Origin of the sequence: Paenarthrobacter sp. 2TAF44 (genome assembly GCF_052114885.1) — a bacterium.
In the GTDB taxonomy this organism is placed as follows: domain Bacteria; phylum Actinomycetota; class Actinomycetes; order Actinomycetales; family Micrococcaceae; genus Arthrobacter.
Genome location: NZ_JBFRFP010000022.1, coordinates 51,865 through 70,455, shown reverse-complemented (window position 1 = coordinate 70,455; position 18,591 = coordinate 51,865). Strand labels below are relative to the sequence as shown.

The 18,591-nt window shown below is 62.0% G+C and carries 20 protein-coding genes; 6 read left to right on the top strand and 14 right to left on the bottom strand.

The annotated features are described in order from the left end of the window. Nucleotides 1-93 precede the first annotated feature (93 nt). From AB4Z15_RS19305 to AB4Z15_RS19285, 5 genes are all read left to right on the top strand, one after another. Nucleotides 94-1,257 carry an acyl-CoA dehydrogenase family protein gene (locus AB4Z15_RS19305; protein WP_442018552.1) on the top strand — a complete coding sequence of 388 codons (1,164 nt, stop codon included), beginning with the start codon at nucleotides 94-96 and terminating at the stop codon, nucleotides 1,255-1,257. A gap of 15 nt (nucleotides 1,258-1,272) precedes the next feature. After that, nucleotides 1,273-1,800: a MaoC family dehydratase gene (locus AB4Z15_RS19300; RefSeq protein WP_442018551.1), complete on the top strand. Its 528-nt coding sequence runs from the start codon at nucleotides 1,273-1,275 to the stop codon at nucleotides 1,798-1,800. A 2-nt stretch (nucleotides 1,801-1,802) separates the two neighbouring features. Then, on the top strand, nucleotides 1,803-2,666 hold the full coding sequence (locus tag AB4Z15_RS19295; RefSeq protein WP_442018564.1) for an HpcH/HpaI aldolase/citrate lyase family protein: 864 nt from the start codon (nucleotides 1,803-1,805) through the stop codon (nucleotides 2,664-2,666). Next, entirely contained in the window at nucleotides 2,602-3,102 is a 501-nt protein-coding gene (locus AB4Z15_RS19290) for a carboxymuconolactone decarboxylase family protein (RefSeq protein ID WP_442018550.1), read from the top strand. Before AB4Z15_RS19295 ends, AB4Z15_RS19290 begins: the two co-directional genes overlap by 65 nt. A gap of 477 nt (nucleotides 3,103-3,579) precedes the next feature. Further along, complete coding sequence (locus tag AB4Z15_RS19285) at nucleotides 3,580-3,759, top strand: hypothetical protein (protein ID WP_442018549.1); 180 nt, start codon at nucleotides 3,580-3,582, stop codon at nucleotides 3,757-3,759. Nucleotides 3,760-4,106: 347 nt separating this feature from the next. On the opposite strand, the gene AB4Z15_RS19280 is transcribed toward AB4Z15_RS19285, so the two are convergent. The 14 genes from AB4Z15_RS19280 to AB4Z15_RS19215 form a co-directional block, all read right to left on the bottom strand. Next, the gene (locus AB4Z15_RS19280) at nucleotides 4,107-4,373 is read right to left on the bottom strand and encodes a hypothetical protein (protein ID WP_442018548.1); all 267 of its coding nucleotides are present in this window, start codon (nucleotides 4,371-4,373) and stop codon (nucleotides 4,107-4,109) included. 222 nt (nucleotides 4,374-4,595) lie between these two features. Continuing rightward, nucleotides 4,596-4,928 (bottom strand): hypothetical protein, encoded by a 333-nt coding sequence (locus tag AB4Z15_RS19275; protein WP_442018547.1) that lies wholly within the window; start codon nucleotides 4,926-4,928, stop codon nucleotides 4,596-4,598. Nucleotides 4,929-5,090: 162 nt separating this feature from the next. Then, nucleotides 5,091-6,143 carry a PDDEXK nuclease domain-containing protein gene (locus AB4Z15_RS19270; RefSeq protein WP_442018546.1) on the bottom strand — a complete coding sequence of 351 codons (1,053 nt, stop codon included), beginning with the start codon at nucleotides 6,141-6,143 and terminating at the stop codon, nucleotides 5,091-5,093. Between the two features lie 117 nt (nucleotides 6,144-6,260). Next, on the bottom strand, nucleotides 6,261-6,704 hold the full coding sequence (locus AB4Z15_RS19265) for a DUF4913 domain-containing protein (RefSeq protein ID WP_442018545.1): 444 nt from the start codon (nucleotides 6,702-6,704) through the stop codon (nucleotides 6,261-6,263). Between the two features lie 9 nt (nucleotides 6,705-6,713). Continuing rightward, the gene (locus AB4Z15_RS19260) at nucleotides 6,714-8,483 is read right to left on the bottom strand and encodes a type IV secretory system conjugative DNA transfer family protein (protein ID WP_442018544.1); all 1,770 of its coding nucleotides are present in this window, start codon (nucleotides 8,481-8,483) and stop codon (nucleotides 6,714-6,716) included. Continuing rightward, on the bottom strand, nucleotides 8,480-10,075 hold the full coding sequence (locus AB4Z15_RS19255) for an ATP/GTP-binding protein (RefSeq protein ID WP_442018543.1): 1,596 nt from the start codon (nucleotides 10,073-10,075) through the stop codon (nucleotides 8,480-8,482). The genes AB4Z15_RS19260 and AB4Z15_RS19255 overlap by 4 nt, the downstream gene beginning before the upstream one ends. Continuing rightward, complete coding sequence (locus AB4Z15_RS19250; RefSeq protein WP_442018542.1) at nucleotides 10,075-11,583, bottom strand: SCO6880 family protein; 1,509 nt, start codon at nucleotides 11,581-11,583, stop codon at nucleotides 10,075-10,077. Before AB4Z15_RS19250 ends, AB4Z15_RS19255 begins: the two co-directional genes overlap by 1 nt. After that, nucleotides 11,570-12,871 carry a hypothetical protein gene (locus tag AB4Z15_RS19245; protein ID WP_442018541.1) on the bottom strand — a complete coding sequence of 434 codons (1,302 nt, stop codon included), beginning with the start codon at nucleotides 12,869-12,871 and terminating at the stop codon, nucleotides 11,570-11,572. Before AB4Z15_RS19245 ends, AB4Z15_RS19250 begins: the two co-directional genes overlap by 14 nt. Continuing rightward, nucleotides 12,868-13,599 (bottom strand): hypothetical protein, encoded by a 732-nt coding sequence (locus AB4Z15_RS19240; protein ID WP_442018540.1) that lies wholly within the window; start codon nucleotides 13,597-13,599, stop codon nucleotides 12,868-12,870. The genes AB4Z15_RS19245 and AB4Z15_RS19240 overlap by 4 nt, the downstream gene beginning before the upstream one ends. 27 nt (nucleotides 13,600-13,626) lie before the next feature. Further along, on the bottom strand, nucleotides 13,627-13,896 hold the full coding sequence (locus AB4Z15_RS19235) for a hypothetical protein (RefSeq protein WP_442018539.1): 270 nt from the start codon (nucleotides 13,894-13,896) through the stop codon (nucleotides 13,627-13,629). A 13-nt stretch (nucleotides 13,897-13,909) separates the two neighbouring features. Next, nucleotides 13,910-14,518, bottom strand: coding sequence for a DUF6668 family protein (locus AB4Z15_RS19230; protein WP_442018538.1), 609 nt, complete (start codon nucleotides 14,516-14,518; stop codon nucleotides 13,910-13,912). A gap of 32 nt (nucleotides 14,519-14,550) precedes the next feature. Next, a complete protein-coding gene (locus AB4Z15_RS19225; RefSeq protein WP_442018537.1) occupies nucleotides 14,551-16,047 on the bottom strand; it encodes a chromosome partitioning protein ParA in 1,497 nt (498 codons plus the stop codon). Between the two features lie 39 nt (nucleotides 16,048-16,086). Beyond that, on the bottom strand, nucleotides 16,087-16,596 hold the full coding sequence (locus AB4Z15_RS19220; RefSeq protein ID WP_442018536.1) for a hypothetical protein: 510 nt from the start codon (nucleotides 16,594-16,596) through the stop codon (nucleotides 16,087-16,089). Beyond that, on the bottom strand, nucleotides 16,593-17,669 hold the full coding sequence (locus AB4Z15_RS19215) for a CHAP domain-containing protein (RefSeq protein WP_442018563.1): 1,077 nt from the start codon (nucleotides 17,667-17,669) through the stop codon (nucleotides 16,593-16,595). Before AB4Z15_RS19215 ends, AB4Z15_RS19220 begins: the two co-directional genes overlap by 4 nt. Nucleotides 17,670-18,068: 399 nt before the next feature. On the opposite strand from AB4Z15_RS19215, the gene AB4Z15_RS19210 reads away from it, so the two are divergent. Continuing rightward, nucleotides 18,069-18,404 carry a winged helix-turn-helix domain-containing protein gene (locus AB4Z15_RS19210; RefSeq protein ID WP_442018535.1) on the top strand — a complete coding sequence of 112 codons (336 nt, stop codon included), beginning with the start codon at nucleotides 18,069-18,071 and terminating at the stop codon, nucleotides 18,402-18,404. Nucleotides 18,405-18,591: the final 187 nt, after the last annotated feature.

Below are 18,591 nucleotides of genomic sequence, written 5' to 3'. Positions count from 1 at the left end.
GGCACTTCTTCCTTAGACGCAGCCGGACGCAACAGCTCAACTCACGCGCTGTAAACAAAACGCAGACAGAAGATATTAAGAAGGGAATCAAAAATGGTCGATTTTGAACTCAGCGAGGAGTACCAGGAACTCCGGAAGACGGTGGCGGACTTCGCCGATGAAGTCGTCGCTCCCGTATCAAGCAAACACGACGAGGAACACAGCTTTCCGTACGACGTAGTTTCCCAGATGGCGGACATGGGCCTCTTCGGGCTCCCCTTTCCTGAAGAATATGGGGGCATGGGCGGCGACTACTTCGCACTCGCCCTTGCACTGGAAGAACTCGCGCGAGTGGACCAGTCTGTAGCCATCACCCTGGAGGCCGGCGTCTCGCTCGGCGCCATGCCAATCTTCCGTTTTGGAACTGAAGACCAGAAGAACGAATGGCTGCCTAAGCTGACGTCCGGACGAGCACTGGCAGGATTCGGGCTCACAGAGCCGGAGGCCGGTTCGGATGCCGGCGGCACCCGAACCCACGCCCACCGTGATGGAGGCCAATGGGTGATCAACGGTAACAAAGAGTTCATCACGAACTCCGGAACGGACATCACCCGGCTCGTCACGGTCACCGCTGTCACCGGCCAACGGGAGCGCGAGGACGGCACCACGAAGAAAGAAATCTCCACCATCCTGGTCCCCACCAACACACCAGGGTTCACCGCCGAAAAGGCGTACAACAAGGTTGGCTGGAACGCTTCGGATACGCACCCTCTAACACTGAAGGACGTCCGGGTACCTGAGTCGAATTTGCTTGGAGAGGAAGGACGCGGCTACGCAAACTTCCTCGCTATCCTGGATGAGGGCCGAATCGCGATCGCTGCACTGGCCACCGGTGCAGCCCAAGGATGCGTGGACCTGTCCGTGAAGTACGCCAAGGAACGCAGCGCATTCGGACAGAACATCGGCAAGTACCAAGCCATCCAGTTCAAAATCGCGCGTATGCAGGCCAGAGCCCACACAGCGCGCCTTGCGTACTACGATGCCGCCGCCATGATGCTAGCCGGCAAACCCTTTAAGGCCGAAGCTGCTATCGCCAAGCTGGTTGCAGGCGAGGCAGCCATGGACAACGCGCGAGATGCTACCCAGGTGTTCGGCGGCTACGGCTTCATCAACGAATTCGCCGTAGCTCGACACTACCGAGACTCCAAAATCCTGGAGGTAGGCGAAGGTACCACTGAAGTCCAGCTGATGCTCATCGCCCGTGAACTCGGTCTGTAGCGGAGCGATAGAACCATGACGCAGATCCCTGTGCCCTCACCCGGGGACGCTCCCCCACTCGTCGAACAACGTGGGCTGTACTTTGATGAACTCGACCTGGGCGTCACCTATGCCCACCGCCCAGGCCGAACCGTAACCGAAACAGACAACGTGCTCTTTACCACCATGACAATGAATACCCAGCCTCTTCACTTGGACGCCGCATGGAGCGCCCAGCAGCCCCTTGGTCAAAGACTGATCAACTCCATGTTTACCCTGGCCACGATGGTGGGACAGTCTGTAACTCAATTAACGCAGGGAACGATCATTGCCCAGCTAGGGCTGACCGACGTTCTCTTCCCTCATCCGCTCTTTCACGGGGACACGCTGTACACCGAGACGGTTGTCCTCGAAAAGCGGCTGTCCGCCACCAGGCCCGGGCAGGGGATCGCCGTCATGAAACACACCGGCAGAAATCAACACATGGTTGCTGTCGCCGTAGCGACACGAAGCGCCCTGATGTGGACTGAAGACGCTCACAAAGCTTCCAGGCGGCTTTCATGAATTTGGAGTTCCCAACCGGCCCTGCACTCCTGTTTTGCCCAGCCGACAGACCTGACCGGTTCATCAAGGCCGCCGCCCGCTCCGACGCGGTCATTCTCGACCTCGAAGACGCCGTGGCATCAGAAGATCGGGTAGGTGCCAGGCGGGAAATCCTCTCCCGGCTTAGCGACCATGGAAAATTCCACGGTCTGGAGCCCGACAGGACCATTGTTCGGATAAGTGGCATAGGTACCGAAGACTTTGAAAAGGACCTGCAGTGGCTAGCACTCACGCCCTACCGCACCATAATGCTGGCCAAAACCGAGGACACCACACAGACTCGCGTCCTGGATGGCTACCGAGTGGTTGCTCTGTGCGAGACCGCCGCGGGCGTGGCAAATGCAAACGCCATTGCTGCCGAGCCCAACGTAGTGGCCATGATGTGGGGTGCCGAAGACTTGCTGGCATCTATCGGTGGGACATCAAGCCGTCACCCTAACGGGAGCTACCGGGACGTCGCGGTCCAGGCACGATCCTCTGTGCTCATAGCAGCGGCGGCGGCTGGCAAGCCCGCAATCGACTCGGTCTACTTGGATATCTTCGACCTTGACGGGCTGGCCGTCGAAGCCGGCGATGCCGCCGCCTCGGGCTTCGGTTTCAAAGCGTGCATCCATCCGAACCAGGTAGATGTAGTGCGCGCTGCCTACGCGCCCTCCGAAACTGAGGTTCTAGCCGCACAAAGGATCCTAGAAGCGGCGGCCAAGGCCGAAAATGGCGTGTTCCGGCTCGACGGCAAAATGATCGACGGTCCGATCCTGAAGCATGCCGAGGCAACCCTGCATCGGTTCAAACAAACACAAACGACCGAGCAGGACCTCAGCAGCTGAAAAAGAAAAGGAGGATGCCGTGTCACAACGCGAGGAAAAATCACAGAGGTACGCGGAAGGTCTGGGCCTGCGAACAAAAGTAATGGGGAGTGCCCACGTGGAACTGGCTCTCAAACAAACCAGTGAATTTTGCCGTCCCGTTCAAGAACTTGTTACCGAGTATGCATGGGGGGAAATCTGGTCCAGGCCCGGACTTGACCACAAGACCCGCAGCATGCTCAATCTCGCCATGCTCACGGCACTGAACCGTCCTCAGGAACTGGCAGGACATGTCCACGCAGCCCTCAACAACGGGCTCACGGAAGCACAAATCCAGGAAGTACTGCTGCAGACTTTGGTCTATTGTGGTGCTCCTGCTGCCCTGGCCTCGTTCCGGGTCGCCGAACAGGCGATCGCCGAGCACCATGACACAAGTTTCTCCACCGAACGGGCATGACGGGTGTATTACACCCACCCACTGTCGTTTGTCAGTCTAGGAACGAGAAGTGCCGTGTTGTCCATGGCAGTCTCTGCCGGATCACGGCACAGCTGGAAGGGCAGAGCCGATGGGTGCTGATGTTCGGGACGACTTAGTCCTCTCACGTGCGGTCGTCACAGCAGATGTGAGCGCGCCGTTTGCGCACGTCAATATTGAGCAATGGTTGAAAACTCAGCAGGCCCTTGAGTATCAGCAGCGCCCGACTGGGCATAACAAGAACGCCGGCTACAGCGAAGCGATGTCGTTCAATGCTGAGGTAATTGGAAAAGGCATCGTAAGTGAGCGATACCGCATGGAAGTCGGCACCCCCACTACTGCAAGATGGTGTCAGTCCCCGATACTTTCCCGTCATCATCCGGGAGGGCCACTACCCAGGTCATCTGGGAGCTTAGTATTGAGCATCTGAAGGGTGATGAACTGAGGTATACAAACACTGTGACGTCGCACCCTACTGATGACTTCCTGACGATTATCTTCGGGAGCGGGCAACCGTTCGAGGATGTCGCTGCTGCCCATCAGCGGGCCTTAGGTGAGCGCTGCCTAGTGGAGACGCCTTACTACGCGCAATGCATTGCGGCGTTTGCCTCAGACCGCGAGGCCAGGGGTGTCAGCTAACTAAAAGCAACTGAGGGCAGCTAGTGCCGAATCTGAACAGTTGAAGTCCACTCTCGGCTGACGGTCACGCATATTGAATTCGTTCGAGGGAAACGCCTAGATTTCTTGATGCGGACGGACTGCGCCGAGTGGCACGTTGTAAAAGGCCCGGACACAGGGACAAATCAAGGAAACCTCTGCCTACTTTCGTGGGCGCGTTCGCCGTACGGTCGTTCCGTCGCTTCTGTCCCACGAAAACACGACATATGGGTTCTTATCGGCGTTTGGCTTCTCGACGGCGCACGCATGTCACGGACGAGTACCTTCTTTGGGCCTTACCCTCAAGACTCTGAAGTCCTTTATCTCCCTTATCCGCCCGGTGACTCGTCGAGCTTCATGCTCAAGCTTTTGAAGACCAAATCCCGTTCCTGTTGGGACATCTGCATCAGAGGAACATCCCGCAGCGCCTCCACAGCGACGTCGCTGTCGTCTTGCTGCTGGTCTTCGAGCAGGTCGAGAATCGCCTGGTCGGCCAGGACCATGAAGTCACCGTCGAGCCGGCGGAATCCCAGTTCACCCCAATATTTGGCCAGGGCCCGGGATTCCCTGCGGTGCTCGAGAGATCCCTCCTCCATCCCGGCCCTTAAGCCTGGTGCCGCACGCAGAGCCTCGACTCCCGTGCTTCGACCCACTGCCCTGAGTATGGCCTTGAGGACCTGCTGTCCGGCCCGATGACTACGGAATGGGGGCTGAACAGCCAACCATGACACGATCATCAAATCCCCGTCGACGACCGGTTCCCCATCGATGCTGAGGTCCTCGACACCGGAGCCGGCTGCGATGAACGCCTCGGCGAACTAGCATAGTTCGGCACTGTGGGCGTCCATGGTGTCGAATAAATTGACGCCACCGACGTCGGGAATCACGTAAACAGTGGCTTCGGCCACGGCGACCTCACCTTGCGCGTCCGCGTGGACGGTGACGCCGTCCAGTTCCAAAATCTGCTCGCTAACGTAGGCGCGGACATTCCATAGCTGTGGGTAGTCCTCGGGCCGGTCCCAGGAGTCCGCTCTGGCCGCGTAGTCCAGGGTGTAAGTTATCCTCATCCACTCAAGGGCGTCGGTGATCGCTTCCTCGGGCAGCCCCGCGTCTTCGGGTGCTTTGCGGCGGGGGTGCTCAGTGCCGGCCATGATTGTTCCTTGCCCGCCCCGTTGAGGCGCTTCGCGTGCTTTTGGATGTGCCGCTTTCACCGTACCGGACGCTGCTGTGGGGACAAGACGTCAGGCCGAATCCGGCTTCAGGAGTCATACGCTGCACGGGCACGCCCGTTGGGCTTCTGGCGGCAGGGAGTGCTATTCGTCGGTGTCCTGTTCTTCGCCGGGTTCGGCCCAATCGAGGGCTGCGACGAGGTGTCCTTCGTTGGGCAGGGCATGTTGTTCGTCGGCTGGGAGCTTGTCGTAGGTGTAGGCAGCGACTGCCATGGGTGAGGTGGAGCGGCCGAGGCTGTACCGTACGCTGCGGTCGTTTTTGGTGCCGCAGATCAGGATGCCGACGGTTTCGTTGTGGAAGTCGCGACGGAGGACGTCATCGACCAGTGCGACGTAGAAATTGAGCTGACCGGCCCAAGCCGGCCGGAAGCGGCCCGTCTTCAGTTCGATGACCACATACCGGAGCTGTTCGATGTGGAAGAACAGCAGATCGATGTAGTACTCATCTCCGTCGACCTCGAAGTGGACCTGCCGGCCGACGAAGGAGAATCCTGGACCTAGTTCCTGCAGGGTCTCTGTTATCCGGTTGGTCAGTGCGTTTTCGAGATCGCGTTCGGCGACTTCGCCGGAGAGGCCGAGGAATTCGAAGTTGTAGGGGTCTTTGGCCATCTGCTGTGCCAGCTCCGAGTCAGGGGACGCGAGCTGGCGGGTGAAGTTCGAAGGTGCTGTGCCTGTGCGCTCCATCGAGCGGTTCATCATCATGTTCAGCAGGACATTCCGCGACCATCCGTACTCCACGGCCGCGGCGGCGTACCAGTTGCGTTCTTCGGCGGTGGTGGCTTTGTCGAGGATGGTGCGGATGTGCCCCCACGGCAAATGTGCCACAGCCTGTGGCACATTTGCTCCGCTGTCCCAGGCACGCACCATTGCTGTCATGTACTGCAGGTTCCGGGCGGAGAGCCCCTTCATATCGGGAAAGGCCGTCCGGAGGTCGGCGGCAAGCCGGTTCAGGACGCCACTCCCCCAGCCCTGTGCTTCCTGCCGGGCAAGGATGTCAGTACCCAGAGACCAGTAGAGCTCGATCAAAAGGGTGTTGACGGTCCGCTGCGCCTGGGTTCTGGCGCCGTGGACCCGGTTCTTCAGGGACTCCAGCAACTGGTCGTAGCCTGCAGGGAGGTCAATTTCTGAAGAAGTCATGGCTCCACCCTATCGATCGGCAAATGTGCCACAGCCTGTGGCACTATTGGGAGTTTCATCTCAGTTGCTTCGCTGGGGCTGGGGACTCGGCTGCCTGGCCATGATCACGGGTCGGGTTCATGGTTGGATGCCCCTGACGTCTGGGAACCAGCCGTCGGGTGCTTTTTTGGGTTCCAGGTGTTCGGGGTCGCGGTGTTTTTGCATGTCGCATTTGTAGAAGGGGCCGCGGGGGTCCAGGAGCACGTTCATGTGGTGGTCGGCGTGGTCTCTCCACCAGACGCTGATTCCGGTGGCGCCGTCGAGTCTGAGGTGTTCCCATGCCCGCCAGAGCGCTTCTATGCGGGAGAGCGCTTCGGGGTGGAAGTACCATTCGGTGCACCATTTCGCGGCTCGGCCGTCGACGTCGCGCACGTAGGTGGGGAGCAGCTGTTCGTGCAGGAACTCTTCGGCGGAGCCGTAGACCAACTCCGGGGCCTTCGCTTCCTCCGCGGGCATCTTAACGGATGCCCCTGAGTGGCCGGCCCCGGGGGCCGTGGCAAACAAACCTACTTCGGCTGTCATTGGAGACTCCTACTTTGTGACCCAGGGATTGGCTACTGGTGCAGCTGGAACCGGGACGGCGGGTTCTTCGGGTCGGGGGCTGTATTTTTTGATGGATGCTTCCACTGTTTCCTTGTGGGGTCCGGTGTACCAGGGCATGGTGCGGACGAGTGTGGCGGGTGCGCCGGATGCGAGGACGACGGCGCGTCCGCGGTCCAGTTCGGCGAGGTTGGAAACGTCGAAGATGCGTTCCTTGCTCTCTTGGCGTGAGCGGCTGGATCCGGACTTGCCTGAGGAGGTGGAGACGTTGATGTAGCTGTAGTCTCCGATCAGGTCCGAGAGCGCACGGAGGAAGCCTTCTTCGGCCCCGCCGCCGCCGTAAACCTTCACGTTCGCGGCCGACCAGATCTTCCGCATGTTCGCCTCTCCCCACAACTCCACGCCTTGGGACCAGGACTGCAGGATCCCCATGACGATCAATCCTTTGGAGCCGTAGTGGCTGAACTGGTCCGGCAGCCCTGCCCAGCGGACGACGTTGGCCAGCTCATCGAGAGCGAACAGAGCGGGCTTGGGAAGGCGGCCACCACTGCGCTCTGCGCGTTCTTCCATGGCCTCGGCAATGGCTACCGTCAAGGCAGTGGTGAGGGGCGCGGCGGAGCCGGCACCTTCCTTGGAGAGGATGTAGATCGTCTCCTGCGAGGCAGCGAAAGCGTGCGGGTTGAACTGGCGGCGGGCATCCGTGGCCACTGTTGCCCCACCGGTCGGGGCGACCCACCGGAGCGTGTTCCGGCTCTTGAGGCACTGGATCATCTTCTCGGCGGTGCCAAAGATACCGTCTCGCTGCTTATCGGCCAGTTTCAACGTGGATTCAAGGCCTTTGTACTGTAGCTCGTAGTCATGCTCTCGGAGGATTTCGATGGGTTCTTGGCTGACCTGTTCGGTGACCCAGATGTAGACCTGGGTGATGGGCAGGTCTCCGAGCGCGGCCGCGAGGAAGTACGAGGAGAGAATGTCTTCGGCTTTGGGGTCGAAGTAGGCGTCGGGTTTGGACCCGGGTACGCGGGAGCCGACGGAGAAGTGTTGGGTGAGTTTGTAGGCCTTTTCTTCGTCGGTGACGTAGGAGAGCGGGTTCCACCACCAGTCTGGTTCTTCCTGGGCGATCTTCTGCGGGTCGAACACCCATATCGGGGCGGTGTTCTCACGGACGCCACGTGTGCCGTCCACGACGTCGCGCTTATTCGAGGTCGAGACAACGGCACCTGGTGCGTCCAAGATGGCGGGCATGACCCGTGAGGTTGATTTACCGGTTCGGGGCCCCCAGATGTCGAGGCTGAGGTCTTCCCAGGACTGGATGAACTTCTGCCCGGTGGAGACGACTTTGCCGACCACGATGCCGGGAGTGTCCGTGACTCCCAGGCGTTCGGCGGTCGCTTTCGCTCCTTTTTCCGAGAACGCGGCCAGCGACTTTCCACGTCCCAGATAGCGGGCGGCCTTGTCGACGCGGGCGCGCTTGGACGCACCCTTCCTCCAGGCCACGAGCACAACGATGGTCAGGGCCAGCACCACGCCGGCCATCAGGCCGGCGACGACCGTGGCTTCGGTGGGCCATGGCACGCGGCCTTTGGCGAGACCGGCGATCAGATCGATGGGGTGGGCTGGTGGAGCTGCGATGCCTGCCATCCAGGATCCGAGGTGCAAGGCGGCGTAGGTGCCGCCGCCGAAGACGACGATGAAGCCGATGGCCAGCCAGACCAGCAGGGCATCGCCCATGCCCATTCCTTTGCGGTTTGGTGCGCTCACTGTGTACCTCCTTCACTGGGCAGGATCGGGGCTGCCGTCTCGAGCAGGGTTTCCGGTGCTGCGTGCCACTTGCCGTCGGTGTCGTTGACGCCTTCGGGGCCTTTCTCCAAGGAGGTGAGTCCGACCTGGACGGGGATCCCGGGACGGCCACCGACCTTGATGAGGAACTTTCCCCGGCCTGGAGGTTCGACGTCGACGCCGCGTGAGTCCCACGCGGGCGGGTCCTGCCAGCCAATGAGTTTCTGCTGCTCCTGCCTGGACAGCGGAATGGCTGAGGTCAGCAGCGGCATTTCAGAGGCGGGGAGGCCGCCGCAGATGACCATGCCGGAGCGTTCTACGAAGCCGCGGGCCTTCATCCGGTCCTCTTCTGCCGGCAGGGCCAGCAGGTCGGACATGGTGTGGGAGATCATGATCTGCCCGACGCCCACGGAGCGGTTCAACCGGGTCAGGGCGTCCACCCGGTCCACCATTCCCTTACCAGCGCGCAGTGCCCGCCACAGTTCGTCCAGGACAACGAAGTAGTTCCGTCGCGGTTCCAGACCGGCGTCGGCGAGGGCATTGGCGACGTTGACGGTACCGAACCCGTAGGACCAGCACGCGAGCAGGATGGCGGCCTGCAGGTCCGTTTCGGTCTCGTCAATGCTGGAGACATCGAAGACCACGGCACGGTCGCGGACCATGGGCTGGCTGGTCTGGCGGGAGAAGATTTCTCCCAGCTTTCCGCCACCGGTCAAGCCCAGCAGGGTTGCTTCCAGCGCCCTGGTTTCCTGCAGGTAGATGTTCATGTCGCCACGGTCCAGTGCGACCTGTCGCAGCTCGTCGGGTGCGGAGACGATCACGTCCAGAAGGTCTTTCAAGACCGGGACGCCGTCAAACTGGTCATCGAGGACCCGCAAGGCCCGGTCCAGGATGGTTTGTTCCTGGTCGGTGGGTGGGTTGTTGCGGCTGATCGTGATCAGTGAGACCACCATGGTCAGGCGGCGGCCGTGCGCGTCGGCGCGGACGCGGGCTGCGTCTTCGTGGTGGCCGTTGTCGTCAAGGAGCTGGGCGGCTTCGACAGCCTGGCCCGGGTCAAGGATGTTCAAGTACCCGACGCCGCGACCGAGCCGGATGACCTGCCCGCCGAGTGCCCTGACGGCTTTGACGTGCTCGCCCTTGAGGTCACCCAAAATCAGGGGGTGAACCCCTTGTGCCGAGAGCCCGATGAACATCCGCCGCACCACGGTGGATTTGCCCAGCCCGGGCTTGCCCAGGATGAACGCGGAGGGGTTGGAGATCAGCCGGGCGCGCTGGAACCAGCTGATCGGGTCGCAGCAGACCGTGGCCTGTGTTTCCTCGTGGCGGCCCAGCGGGACACCGATCATGGGAGAGGACGCACCGGAGGAGAACGGCCACAGCCCGCAGACCTGAACCGTTGTTCCCCGGTACTGCTTCACGGTAGGGACGAGCTGGGCCATGCCACCGCCACGACCGGGCCAGCCACGGGCACCAGGACCGGCAGGGCGGGGCTGCTTTTCCGCCTTCTTCGGCGCAGCCTTGACCCCCGAGGTGCTGTGCTTCGAGGAACGGGTGAAGAGTTTCGGGAGGGCCATTACAGTGCATCCTTAATCTCGGACGGGACCATGCTGTGCTCGGGCAGCACCAGGCCCAGAGGCAGGGACGCGGCAAACGCCGTGTCCTGCGAACCGTAAGCCCGGCGCAGCAACACCCTGGCGGTGCCGGAGGTCTGCTCCACAGCGGCGACGGCATCAGCGAGGCGTTCCTGATCGGTCACGGTGGCCGTGACGACCATGCCGAAGTTCACCAACCCGGCTCCCTGGGCTTCTTCCTGCGCGGTCTGCGCCGCCGAACGGGCGTCCACCAAGGCACGTGCGGACGGACGGGTGCCGTAGGTGATGCGGACGTTGGCGTTGTTCTGGTCCCGTTCGACCACCGCGGCAGCACGTGCCGAGTCCATCGGACGGTACAGCAACGAGACGCGTTTGCGGTCGATGTCCCCATGCGGGGCCAGCAAACGGGATAGGACTGAGGAGTTCACCGAACCGCGCGGGGCGCCCGTCATGGTCCAGGACGCTGAGAACGCGGAATCGTGCCGGTAGTCATCCCAGCTTGCCTGTGTCGCTGTTGGGCCAACTTCTCCCCAGCTTAGTGACACTGGGGAACCAGCCGCGTGGGCTTCATCAATGATCAGTGCTGCCGGAGGATCGTAAGCGATCCGCACGACCTCGCACAGCTCCTGGGCGGACATGGGACGGGCGATCCCAGCACCAGTGGACTGCAACCGGGCGGACAGGCCGGGGATGCGGGAAGCCAGGTCGCGGGCGACATCTTCCGGGGTCCGTTTCTTGGCGCCGGTACGGATAGCGGAGTTGAACGTCAGGGACACCCAGGCACGGACCGTGGCCGATCCTTCCGGGTAGGTCTCCACGACCTCGTTCAGCATTTCCCGGGCGAACGCCGGCGCTTCCGTGTCGATGTTCATCAGCACTTCGTTCCGCAGCCGGTAGCCCGAATCCGGGGCTGTCTCCACTGTCACGGCTGCAGCGTCCAGTCCGGCCTCATCAGCCAGGCCAGCGAGCCAGCCGCCCCAGTTCGCGACCCACGCATCGACCTGCTCGGGGTCGACCAAGGAGGCCCCGTCGGGTTCGGTGGAGAAGATCACTGTGAAGTGGCTGGTGGTGGGTACGTGCAGAAGGGCGAACGGGCGCTTATAGGAATCCGTGAATTCGTACAGGGTCGACTTCGCGGCCAACCCCGGGAGCTGGTACATGCCCCACTCCGTCACTCCGAGCGGGCCGGAACGATAAACGTTCGTCCCGGATGACTTGGAGACCTTGAACGCCAGCCGGGTTCCGAAGCGGTCAACGACAGACTGGCCATGCTTGTCCTTGACTGTCAGCAGCAAAGCGCTGACACCGGCAAAGGCAAGAACACCCAGGCCAACGAACAGGCCCCAAACAGCGAAGCTCACAATGCCCAACAACACTCCGGCAAAGACAATCGCGGTGCCGATAGCGCCGAGATTGGCCAACCCGGCTGATCGCGGTACGCGCCAGTTGCCGTAGGACGGTTCTTTGTATTCGGTGCTAATTGCTGCCACTGGGGCCCTCCCCGGTTGAATCCTGCGCGGTCTTTTCAATTGCCTCTGACGTCCTGGACGCCAGCTTCGCCCCTGTAGCTACAGCCACACCGGCCGGGCCAGCCGCCGCTGCTCCCCCACTGGCTCCCGCCGCTGCCCCTCCGCCGGCACCAGCTGTCGCTCCAGAAGATCCGGCACCGGCCATACCTGCCTTTGCCCCTGCAGCGGTGCCAGCAGCTCCGCCCGGACCCGTAGCACCCGGGATAGGCTGTCCGCCCCCACCTCGCGGCCCTGACGTTCCATCACTGCCCTTCGGCGAACTGCCCGTTTGCGTGCTCTGGGTGCTCGACGTACTCGTTGAAGATGATGGGGTTGGTGACGCGTTGCCCCGGCCGCTACCACCACGGCCAAGCGACACAGCACCCGTAGCAATGGCCCCAACAGCTGCTCCCCCTGCAGCACCGCTCCCAGAGGCCACGGCACCGACCATCGGGGTTACGAACCGCATCAGAGCTGGCAGTGCGAGCAGCGCGACGACCATCAACGTGAAACCGGTGATGGAACCGATCAAAGCGTCCTTGCCACTGCTGTTACCCATCAGCAGGAACGCGACCGAGTACACGATGGCAGCGGCTGGTTTGTAGAGGATGAAGGCGATGGTCCAACCCACAGCTTTCTGGAACCACTGCCTACCCATCTCGGTGTTCGTGAACGCGGCTGTGGTGGGCAGAATGCCCGTCAGAATCACCAGCATGCCGCTGCGAACCACCATGAGGACTATCTGGACAAGGGATGCAAGCAGGCCGATAAGACCCAGAACGATGAGGATGAATACCCCGACACCCGTCTGGTTCGTCATGATCAGCAGCTGCATCGACTCGGCGAAGCCCTTGCCGTCCGTGGAGCGGTCGATGATCTCGGCAGAAAAGGCGTCGGCTGCGATCACCAGGATCGAAATCACCCCTAGGCCTAGGCCCGATACCAAGGTGAGCGTCAGCAGTGACCGGAGCAGGTCTTTTAGAGGTGCCCCGCGCTGCTCCCAGATCAACCGAATGCCGCCGAGGATGACGGCCAGGACGGCCAGGGCCAAGGTCCACGGCATCAACTCGCTGTTGACCATGGAAACAACAGGGCTTGCCGTCGAGCCGTCTTGGCTGGTCAGATTCACTGTTGGCGTTGAGACCCAGAAGGTAGACAGCGTCGTGACCATCTGACTCATTCCCTCAAGAATGGCTTTGGCCATGTTGCCCATGGCGTCATCAGTAAGGCCGGAAATCCAGTCTCCAACCGGGTTCCATACTGGCCTCACGCGCCGCTCCAAGGGATAAATCCTGAAAGGTCGTGGATCTGGCAGGGTTCCTCTAGGGGTGCACCGCTATCAGCCACGACGCCCTTCCAGTCCCCGTCCTGCCAGAGAAGGGTTGTACGGACGGAGGCAAGAGCACCGGTGTCTGCTTTGAATGCCAGCTCTACAACCGCTTGGTTAGCTGTGTACGAAACGTTGAACCCCGCGATCTGAACCTTTACGGTTGTCGGCGCAGCTGTTTGCGGAGCCTTCATGCCTGCGTCTCGGCCAGGGCCGTTAGCTGCAAGCTGGTCAGCAATGGCATGTTCTTTTGAAGGATCGCTGCCAAGGGCCCAGAGGTTCACTGCGGCGTATAGAGCTCCTTGAGGCGAGTGGGCGAAGCAAGACCTTATTCCTTGGCCATCAGTCTTGCCCGGGCCAACTTTGGGATCTGTCGGGGCCGCCATGGTTCCAACGAGTTCCCACTTGGTCGCCGGAGCCTTCCCTAATGCCGTTTCGGTAGAGGCTGGAAGTCCGCAGACGCTCTTGCCGGAGGCGGCGGATGCGCTGGGGCTGGTTGTGGCCGCGCTGGATGAGTCAGCGGGTGCTGGTTGGGCGTTTCCTTGTCCTTTGGGGATCAGAAAGATAACGACGGCTGCTGCGATCAGCGCGACCACCAGCGCGGCAGCAATGATGAAACCGGGTTTGGTGAACGGATTGCTTTCGGTGGTGCTCTCTGTTGATTGGCTCAAGGTGAACCTCCCGTTGTTGGTGCTGGCTTAGACGAAGGCGCGGACGATACCGCCAGCACTGGTGATGATGATGCAGCCCAACATGACCCAGCCGAGCTTGGCGATGGACTGGCCGCCTTCGCCGCGCTGGAGCTGGATGACCATGGTGATGCCGACGATGATCACACCGAGAACACCGAGGACGAGGCCGATACCGGAAGCCCAATTCAGGCCGGTGAGCAGTCCGCCGGCCTGGGCTGGCACCACTGGGGTGGGGTCGGGAATGACACTGGTGGCGATCGCAGAGATCAACTTCATGGTGGGAGACCTTTCAGTGGTTGGTGCTTGGGTTGGTTTCGGTAGTCAGGGTGGTTACGTCGGTGGTGAAGCGTTGGTATTCGCGGGCCGTTGGCGTGGTGGTGGAGTCTCCGTGCCGCCATGCCTCAGCCCAGGGAAGGGTCCAGAGGCGGGGCGCTCCCCCGCCGACGATGGTTGTGAAGTCTCGGAGATTTTTGGGTGTCTTTCCCGGTGCGTCCGCGAGGACAGCGAGGCCGAGCAGCTCAACGACAGGCGCGGCTCCGGACGCCCATTGCGTCAGGGCGCTTTGGGCGGCGGTGAGCCCGCGCATGTCTGCCCGGCAGACCAACAGCACGCGGGGCTTGCTTCCGTCCTGCAGGACAGGCCAGCAGTGCCCGGTAGGGCGTGCCCCGGCGAGCATGTCAGCGGTGCGGCTCTCGCCCGCTCCCCCGTGGCTGCCGACAACCCACAAAGCCGCGGCGCCGGACATGGTGCGGGTCGCCAGACGGTCAGCGGTGTCGGGTTCAACCATGCCCTTGAGCGGTGTGCTGATCCCGGCAGCCGGCGGGACGTACACATCGAGTGTTTCCTCTTCGATGCTCTCGGCCGGGCTGGTGACCCAGGGGTTTACAGACAGTTGCATGGTTCCTCCTTTCTTCGGTCGGCTGTGGGTGGTTAGAAGCCCTTGGCGACGGCCGCGGCAGCAGCCAGCCACGCCCGCTGGGTGGCGGGCTGGAGGGCTTCGTGACGGATGGGGCCATTCACCAGGGCGGGATCGTAGGGAATCCGGACGACAGTGCGGACGAACGGTTCAAAACCGTCTGCGATCCGCTGGGCCTCTGCCTTCGCCCGCTTGAGTGCATCCCCGGTCATGCTGCGCTTGGCGTCCGTAGACTCCGAGACGATCACGACGGCGTTGCGTGCCAGCTCCGCATCGTGGCCACCACGGGATTCGAGGGTTTGCAGGGTCAGCCGGGCGGCCTCTGCGCGGTCCTCAATGGCGGTGACGGGAACAACGAGCTGATTGGTGTGATCGATCATCCGACGCCAGTTCGCGGCCCGTGCGGTGTTACCGGAGTCCATGACCACCAGCCGGTAATAGCGGGTCAGTACCTGATGGGCGATGTCGACTTCCTCGGCGGTGATCTCGTGGTCGCCTTCTTCGTTCTCATCCGAGCGCAGCACGTCGAACTTGTCGGCTGTCTGGTGGTGGACGAACTTGGCGATCTCGGCCGCGTTCGTTGAAGGCGAGAGCAGTTCCGTGGAGGAATCAATGAGGTCCAGGACGCTGCGGTTATGGGCACCTTTTTCCGTGCGCCAGCCCAGGGTGCCTTGGGATTCGTTGTTGTCCCAGGCGACGGTGGCCGCGCCGCTGTACCGGGCAAGAATGGCCGAGAGCATCACAACCGTGGGCGTCTTGTTCGCCCCACCTTTACGGTTTACCACGGCGATGGTCCGCGGACCTGGCCAGTGCTGGCTCACGGTGCGGATATCCTCGCGCTCGGCCAATTCTTCAGGTGAGGGGTCCATCCGGAACCCGAGACGGGTCAGTGTTCCACGCCAGCCCTGCGTGGCCGGTTCCAGAACCGGGGCACTGACCAGGAAGGAAGTCTCTTTCAAGCTGCGACGGGTCAGGGGCTCCTCCGGAGCAACTGCAGCTGGTGATTCAGCAGCGGCATTCCTCTGGGCTTTCGGACTGACAGGCCCCCTCTCCTCGGCCTCTACCGGAGTGGGCGGCCACTGCTGGCGTTCCACTGCCGCTGCCGTCGCTTCGACCGGGGCAGGCTGGGCAGGAGCCGCTCTCGGCTCAACAGCAGCGACAGGGAGGGTCTCAATGACGGCCGGGGCTAGAGTCTCGGGGGTGGTCTCCGGGGCCTGCGCCCGACGACGGGCCGGGCGGGGCTCGTACCTGACCGATTCGATCTTGTTGTCCGGGTGGACGATCAGTTCGCCGTGCCCTTCGGGATCCTCGATCTGGACCCGGACGGGGCGCTGCAGTGTCTGGGCTTCTCCGACCACGAGGGCGAGGGCGTTGTTGCGGAGGTCCTGCAGAGTCTCCCCGACAGGGACGACGCGGGAGTTACCGGCGACGACGACCTCAGCGGTTCCGTTATCACGGACGATGGCCCTGATGCTTGGAAAAGCCAGGACCTCGGTTGGTGTAGTACCCATGAACTTCTTCCTTACGTGTGTGGGATGGAGGTGGGGCGGTTAGGGCGTTGGTGGTGTCAGTCGGTTGACCTTCCAGGGTGCGTCCTTGCCCGTGCGGAGCAGCTGCAACCTGTAGGTCCCGGCGTCGGTGGGCACTGCTGCCATCACGCCGTAGCCGTTGGCCTCATCGACGCTCAGCGTGGCCGGGCCGGTGACGCGGCTGGCTGGGATGTTGGCCGGGTCCACGGCCGAGTAGCCGGCGGTGGCCTGTGGCGTGAGCCAGCGGGCCAGATCGTTGGCCCACTGCTTTTCCTCCACCCTCGGGCGGGCAAAGTCCGTCATGGTCTTTTGTGCGACATCCACGGCCTGATCCTTGCTGGTCTGGTCCCAGGAGATGCCGATAGTGGGAGGGACGGTTCCGCCGGGTGCCTGCGGGCCGCTATCAACGCTGAGGGAGACCGGGGCAAGGGGCGTGGCCGTTGTCTCTGCCGGTGCTGGCGTGGTGTTGGGCGCCGGTGCGCACGCCGCGCACAGCAGGACCACTGCAATAAGAACCAGGGGCTTTTTCACTTCTTCTCCTCTTGGTTGGGCAAGTACAGGAACGCGGAAGGGACACTGCTGCTGACGGTCCGGGTGTAGTAGTTGTGGTCATCAGGGGGCGGGTTGCCGTTGTAGCCCTCCTCTACGTAGGTCCCGTCGTCCCTGACTTCCTTGACCACGGCCACGTGACCGAACGTAGGATCCGATCCCCCGGTGCCCGGTCCGTACCAGACGACCGCGCCGACGCTGGGCGTCTTTCCCGTGGGCCAGCCCTTGGCGTCCCAGCCGGCCTTCCACGTCACAGCAGAGCCGAGACCCTGCCCGTCCGGACGGAAATTGCCGTTGAGGAACTTGAACGGTGCGCTGGTCGAGCCCATCTGCTGGTTGACCCGCCAGAGGGCGAAGTCCACACATTCGCGGTAGAACATGCCCAGAGGTGAAGCAGCGGCTGAGCCTGCTCCGACCTGCAACCAGGTCGGAGAGTCCTTCCACGGGTAGTCATCCCCCACGCCTGACTTGCCCGGGATCGCGCAGTCGCTGCCTTCAAGGGAGAACTTGCCGTCCGAGAGCGCCAGGACGATCTTGACGGCCTCGGGCCAGTACTTCTGGTAGTGGTACGGGTCGGCGTTGCGCTGGACCTTATTCCCGGCAATCGTCGGCTCCAGCAGCTCCCAGCCCGGTACAGCCTGCAACGCCTTGATGAAGTTCGTCGCACTGATCGTCGGGTCCATGCGATCCGCATAGGAGCCCCACGCGCCGTTGTCGCGCTGCTGGAACAAACCACGGGAGTCCGGCCCGGGACCGTCACCGTAGTCCAGGACACGCAGCCCCGACTCCCCCAGGGCGACCATGATGCTGATGGTCTGGCCCTTCACGGAAAGGTTCAAAGCTTTGCCGGCTCCCATGACGGCGGCGGCATTCTTCAACTGCTCAGCGGAATACCCATCAACTTTCGTGTCGCCGTCAACGACAACGGACACCGGGCCGCAGTCAGCGGCGGCTGGTTTGGCTGGAGCGAGCAGGAGGATGAAGGAGAAGACCAGCCCAAAGAACAGGCTGGGGATGACAATGAGGGCCAAGAGGCCCACCGATTTGCGCTGCATCATAAGGTGGATCCAGTTGCGAGCATCCCGTAACGGAAGCTCTCACGCCTGTCCTCGGCGCGCGTATGCAGATAAGCGTTCATCGGCCACTCTGCGCCGAACGGCAGCATGTTCTTCAAAACCTGTCCCTCCCCCATGGGCACCGCTTCTTTGCCAGCTAGTGACAATCAAGGCGCTAGTTGACGTGCCATTCTTCTCTCGCTCCAACCAAGCCGCTTGTCACATCGTCAGCATGAGGCGCATCTTGTCGGGCGGCAGGATCCCCTCCCGAAAGAAGGACCCTGCGCGTCCTTCTTTCGAATAAGGCCTACAATTTGACTGTAGCGCAAAGTTCATCACTTAGCGATACACTTTGTTCTGCGACTCAGAGCCATCCAAATAATCGGGCAAGATAGACGCATGCCGCGCCTCATCCAGCCCAATCATCCGCAGGAGGTTGAGGCAGCTATCGAAGTTCTCGGAAACCGAGCCCACGCGGCCATCCTGCGTTACCTGCATCAGAACGGCCCCTGCACCACCGGCGAAATCCTCAAGGGAATTGTCCTGGACGGTAACAAGACGCTGACCCGCCCCAGCCTTCAGCACCATCTGGAAGCCCTCGAAGCCTCCAGCGCCGTCACGGCCGACTTCCCTGCAGGCCAGCGGCATGGCAAACGCGTGAAATACGAGGCCAACATTGATGCTGTGGAGTTCGAAATGCTTCCTGCCTATGTCAACTACCTCCGCGGTAAATGAGCGCCCGCAGTTCATAACAAACCTTGTCAAAGAGCAATACCTTCTTGTTCACTAAGCACGTTACATGCCTGCAGTGAACATGTGCAACGCCTGTAGTGAGCATGATCTATGCACGCATTAGGCAGCAAGGGACGTTACGATGTCTGGGTTCCATTTCCGCCTTTGATCGGCCTTGGAGGACGAAGAC

Excerpts from the sequence above, each read along its gene's own strand:
- AB4Z15_RS19235 (WP_442018539.1), bottom strand. The coding sequence starts at position 13,896 with ATGAAGTTGATCTCTGCGATCGCCACCAGTGTCATTCCCGACCCCACC.
- AB4Z15_RS19230 (WP_442018538.1), bottom strand. The coding sequence starts at position 14,518 with ATGCAACTGTCTGTAAACCCCTGGGTCACCAGCCCGGCCGAGAGCATC.
- AB4Z15_RS19225 (WP_442018537.1), bottom strand. The coding sequence starts at position 16,047 with ATGGGTACTACACCAACCGAGGTCCTGGCTTTTCCAAGCATCAGGGCC.
- AB4Z15_RS19275 (WP_442018547.1), bottom strand. The coding sequence starts at position 4,928 with ATGGCCGGCACTGAGCACCCCCGCCGCAAAGCACCCGAAGACGCGGGG.
- AB4Z15_RS19210 (WP_442018535.1), top strand. The coding sequence starts at position 18,069 with ATGCCGCGCCTCATCCAGCCCAATCATCCGCAGGAGGTTGAGGCAGCT.
- AB4Z15_RS19270 (WP_442018546.1), bottom strand. The coding sequence starts at position 6,143 with ATGACTTCTTCAGAAATTGACCTCCCTGCAGGCTACGACCAGTTGCTG.
- AB4Z15_RS19280 (WP_442018548.1), bottom strand. The coding sequence starts at position 4,373 with ATGGAGGAGGGATCTCTCGAGCACCGCAGGGAATCCCGGGCCCTGGCC.
- AB4Z15_RS19300 (WP_442018551.1), top strand. The coding sequence starts at position 1,273 with ATGACGCAGATCCCTGTGCCCTCACCCGGGGACGCTCCCCCACTCGTC.
- AB4Z15_RS19255 (WP_442018543.1), bottom strand. The coding sequence starts at position 10,075 with ATGGCCCTCCCGAAACTCTTCACCCGTTCCTCGAAGCACAGCACCTCG.
- AB4Z15_RS19265 (WP_442018545.1), bottom strand. The coding sequence starts at position 6,704 with ATGACAGCCGAAGTAGGTTTGTTTGCCACGGCCCCCGGGGCCGGCCAC.
- AB4Z15_RS19290 (WP_442018550.1), top strand. The coding sequence starts at position 2,602 with ATGCCGAGGCAACCCTGCATCGGTTCAAACAAACACAAACGACCGAGC.
- AB4Z15_RS19305 (WP_442018552.1), top strand. The coding sequence starts at position 94 with ATGGTCGATTTTGAACTCAGCGAGGAGTACCAGGAACTCCGGAAGACG.
- AB4Z15_RS19215 (WP_442018563.1), bottom strand. The coding sequence starts at position 17,669 with ATGCAGCGCAAATCGGTGGGCCTCTTGGCCCTCATTGTCATCCCCAGC.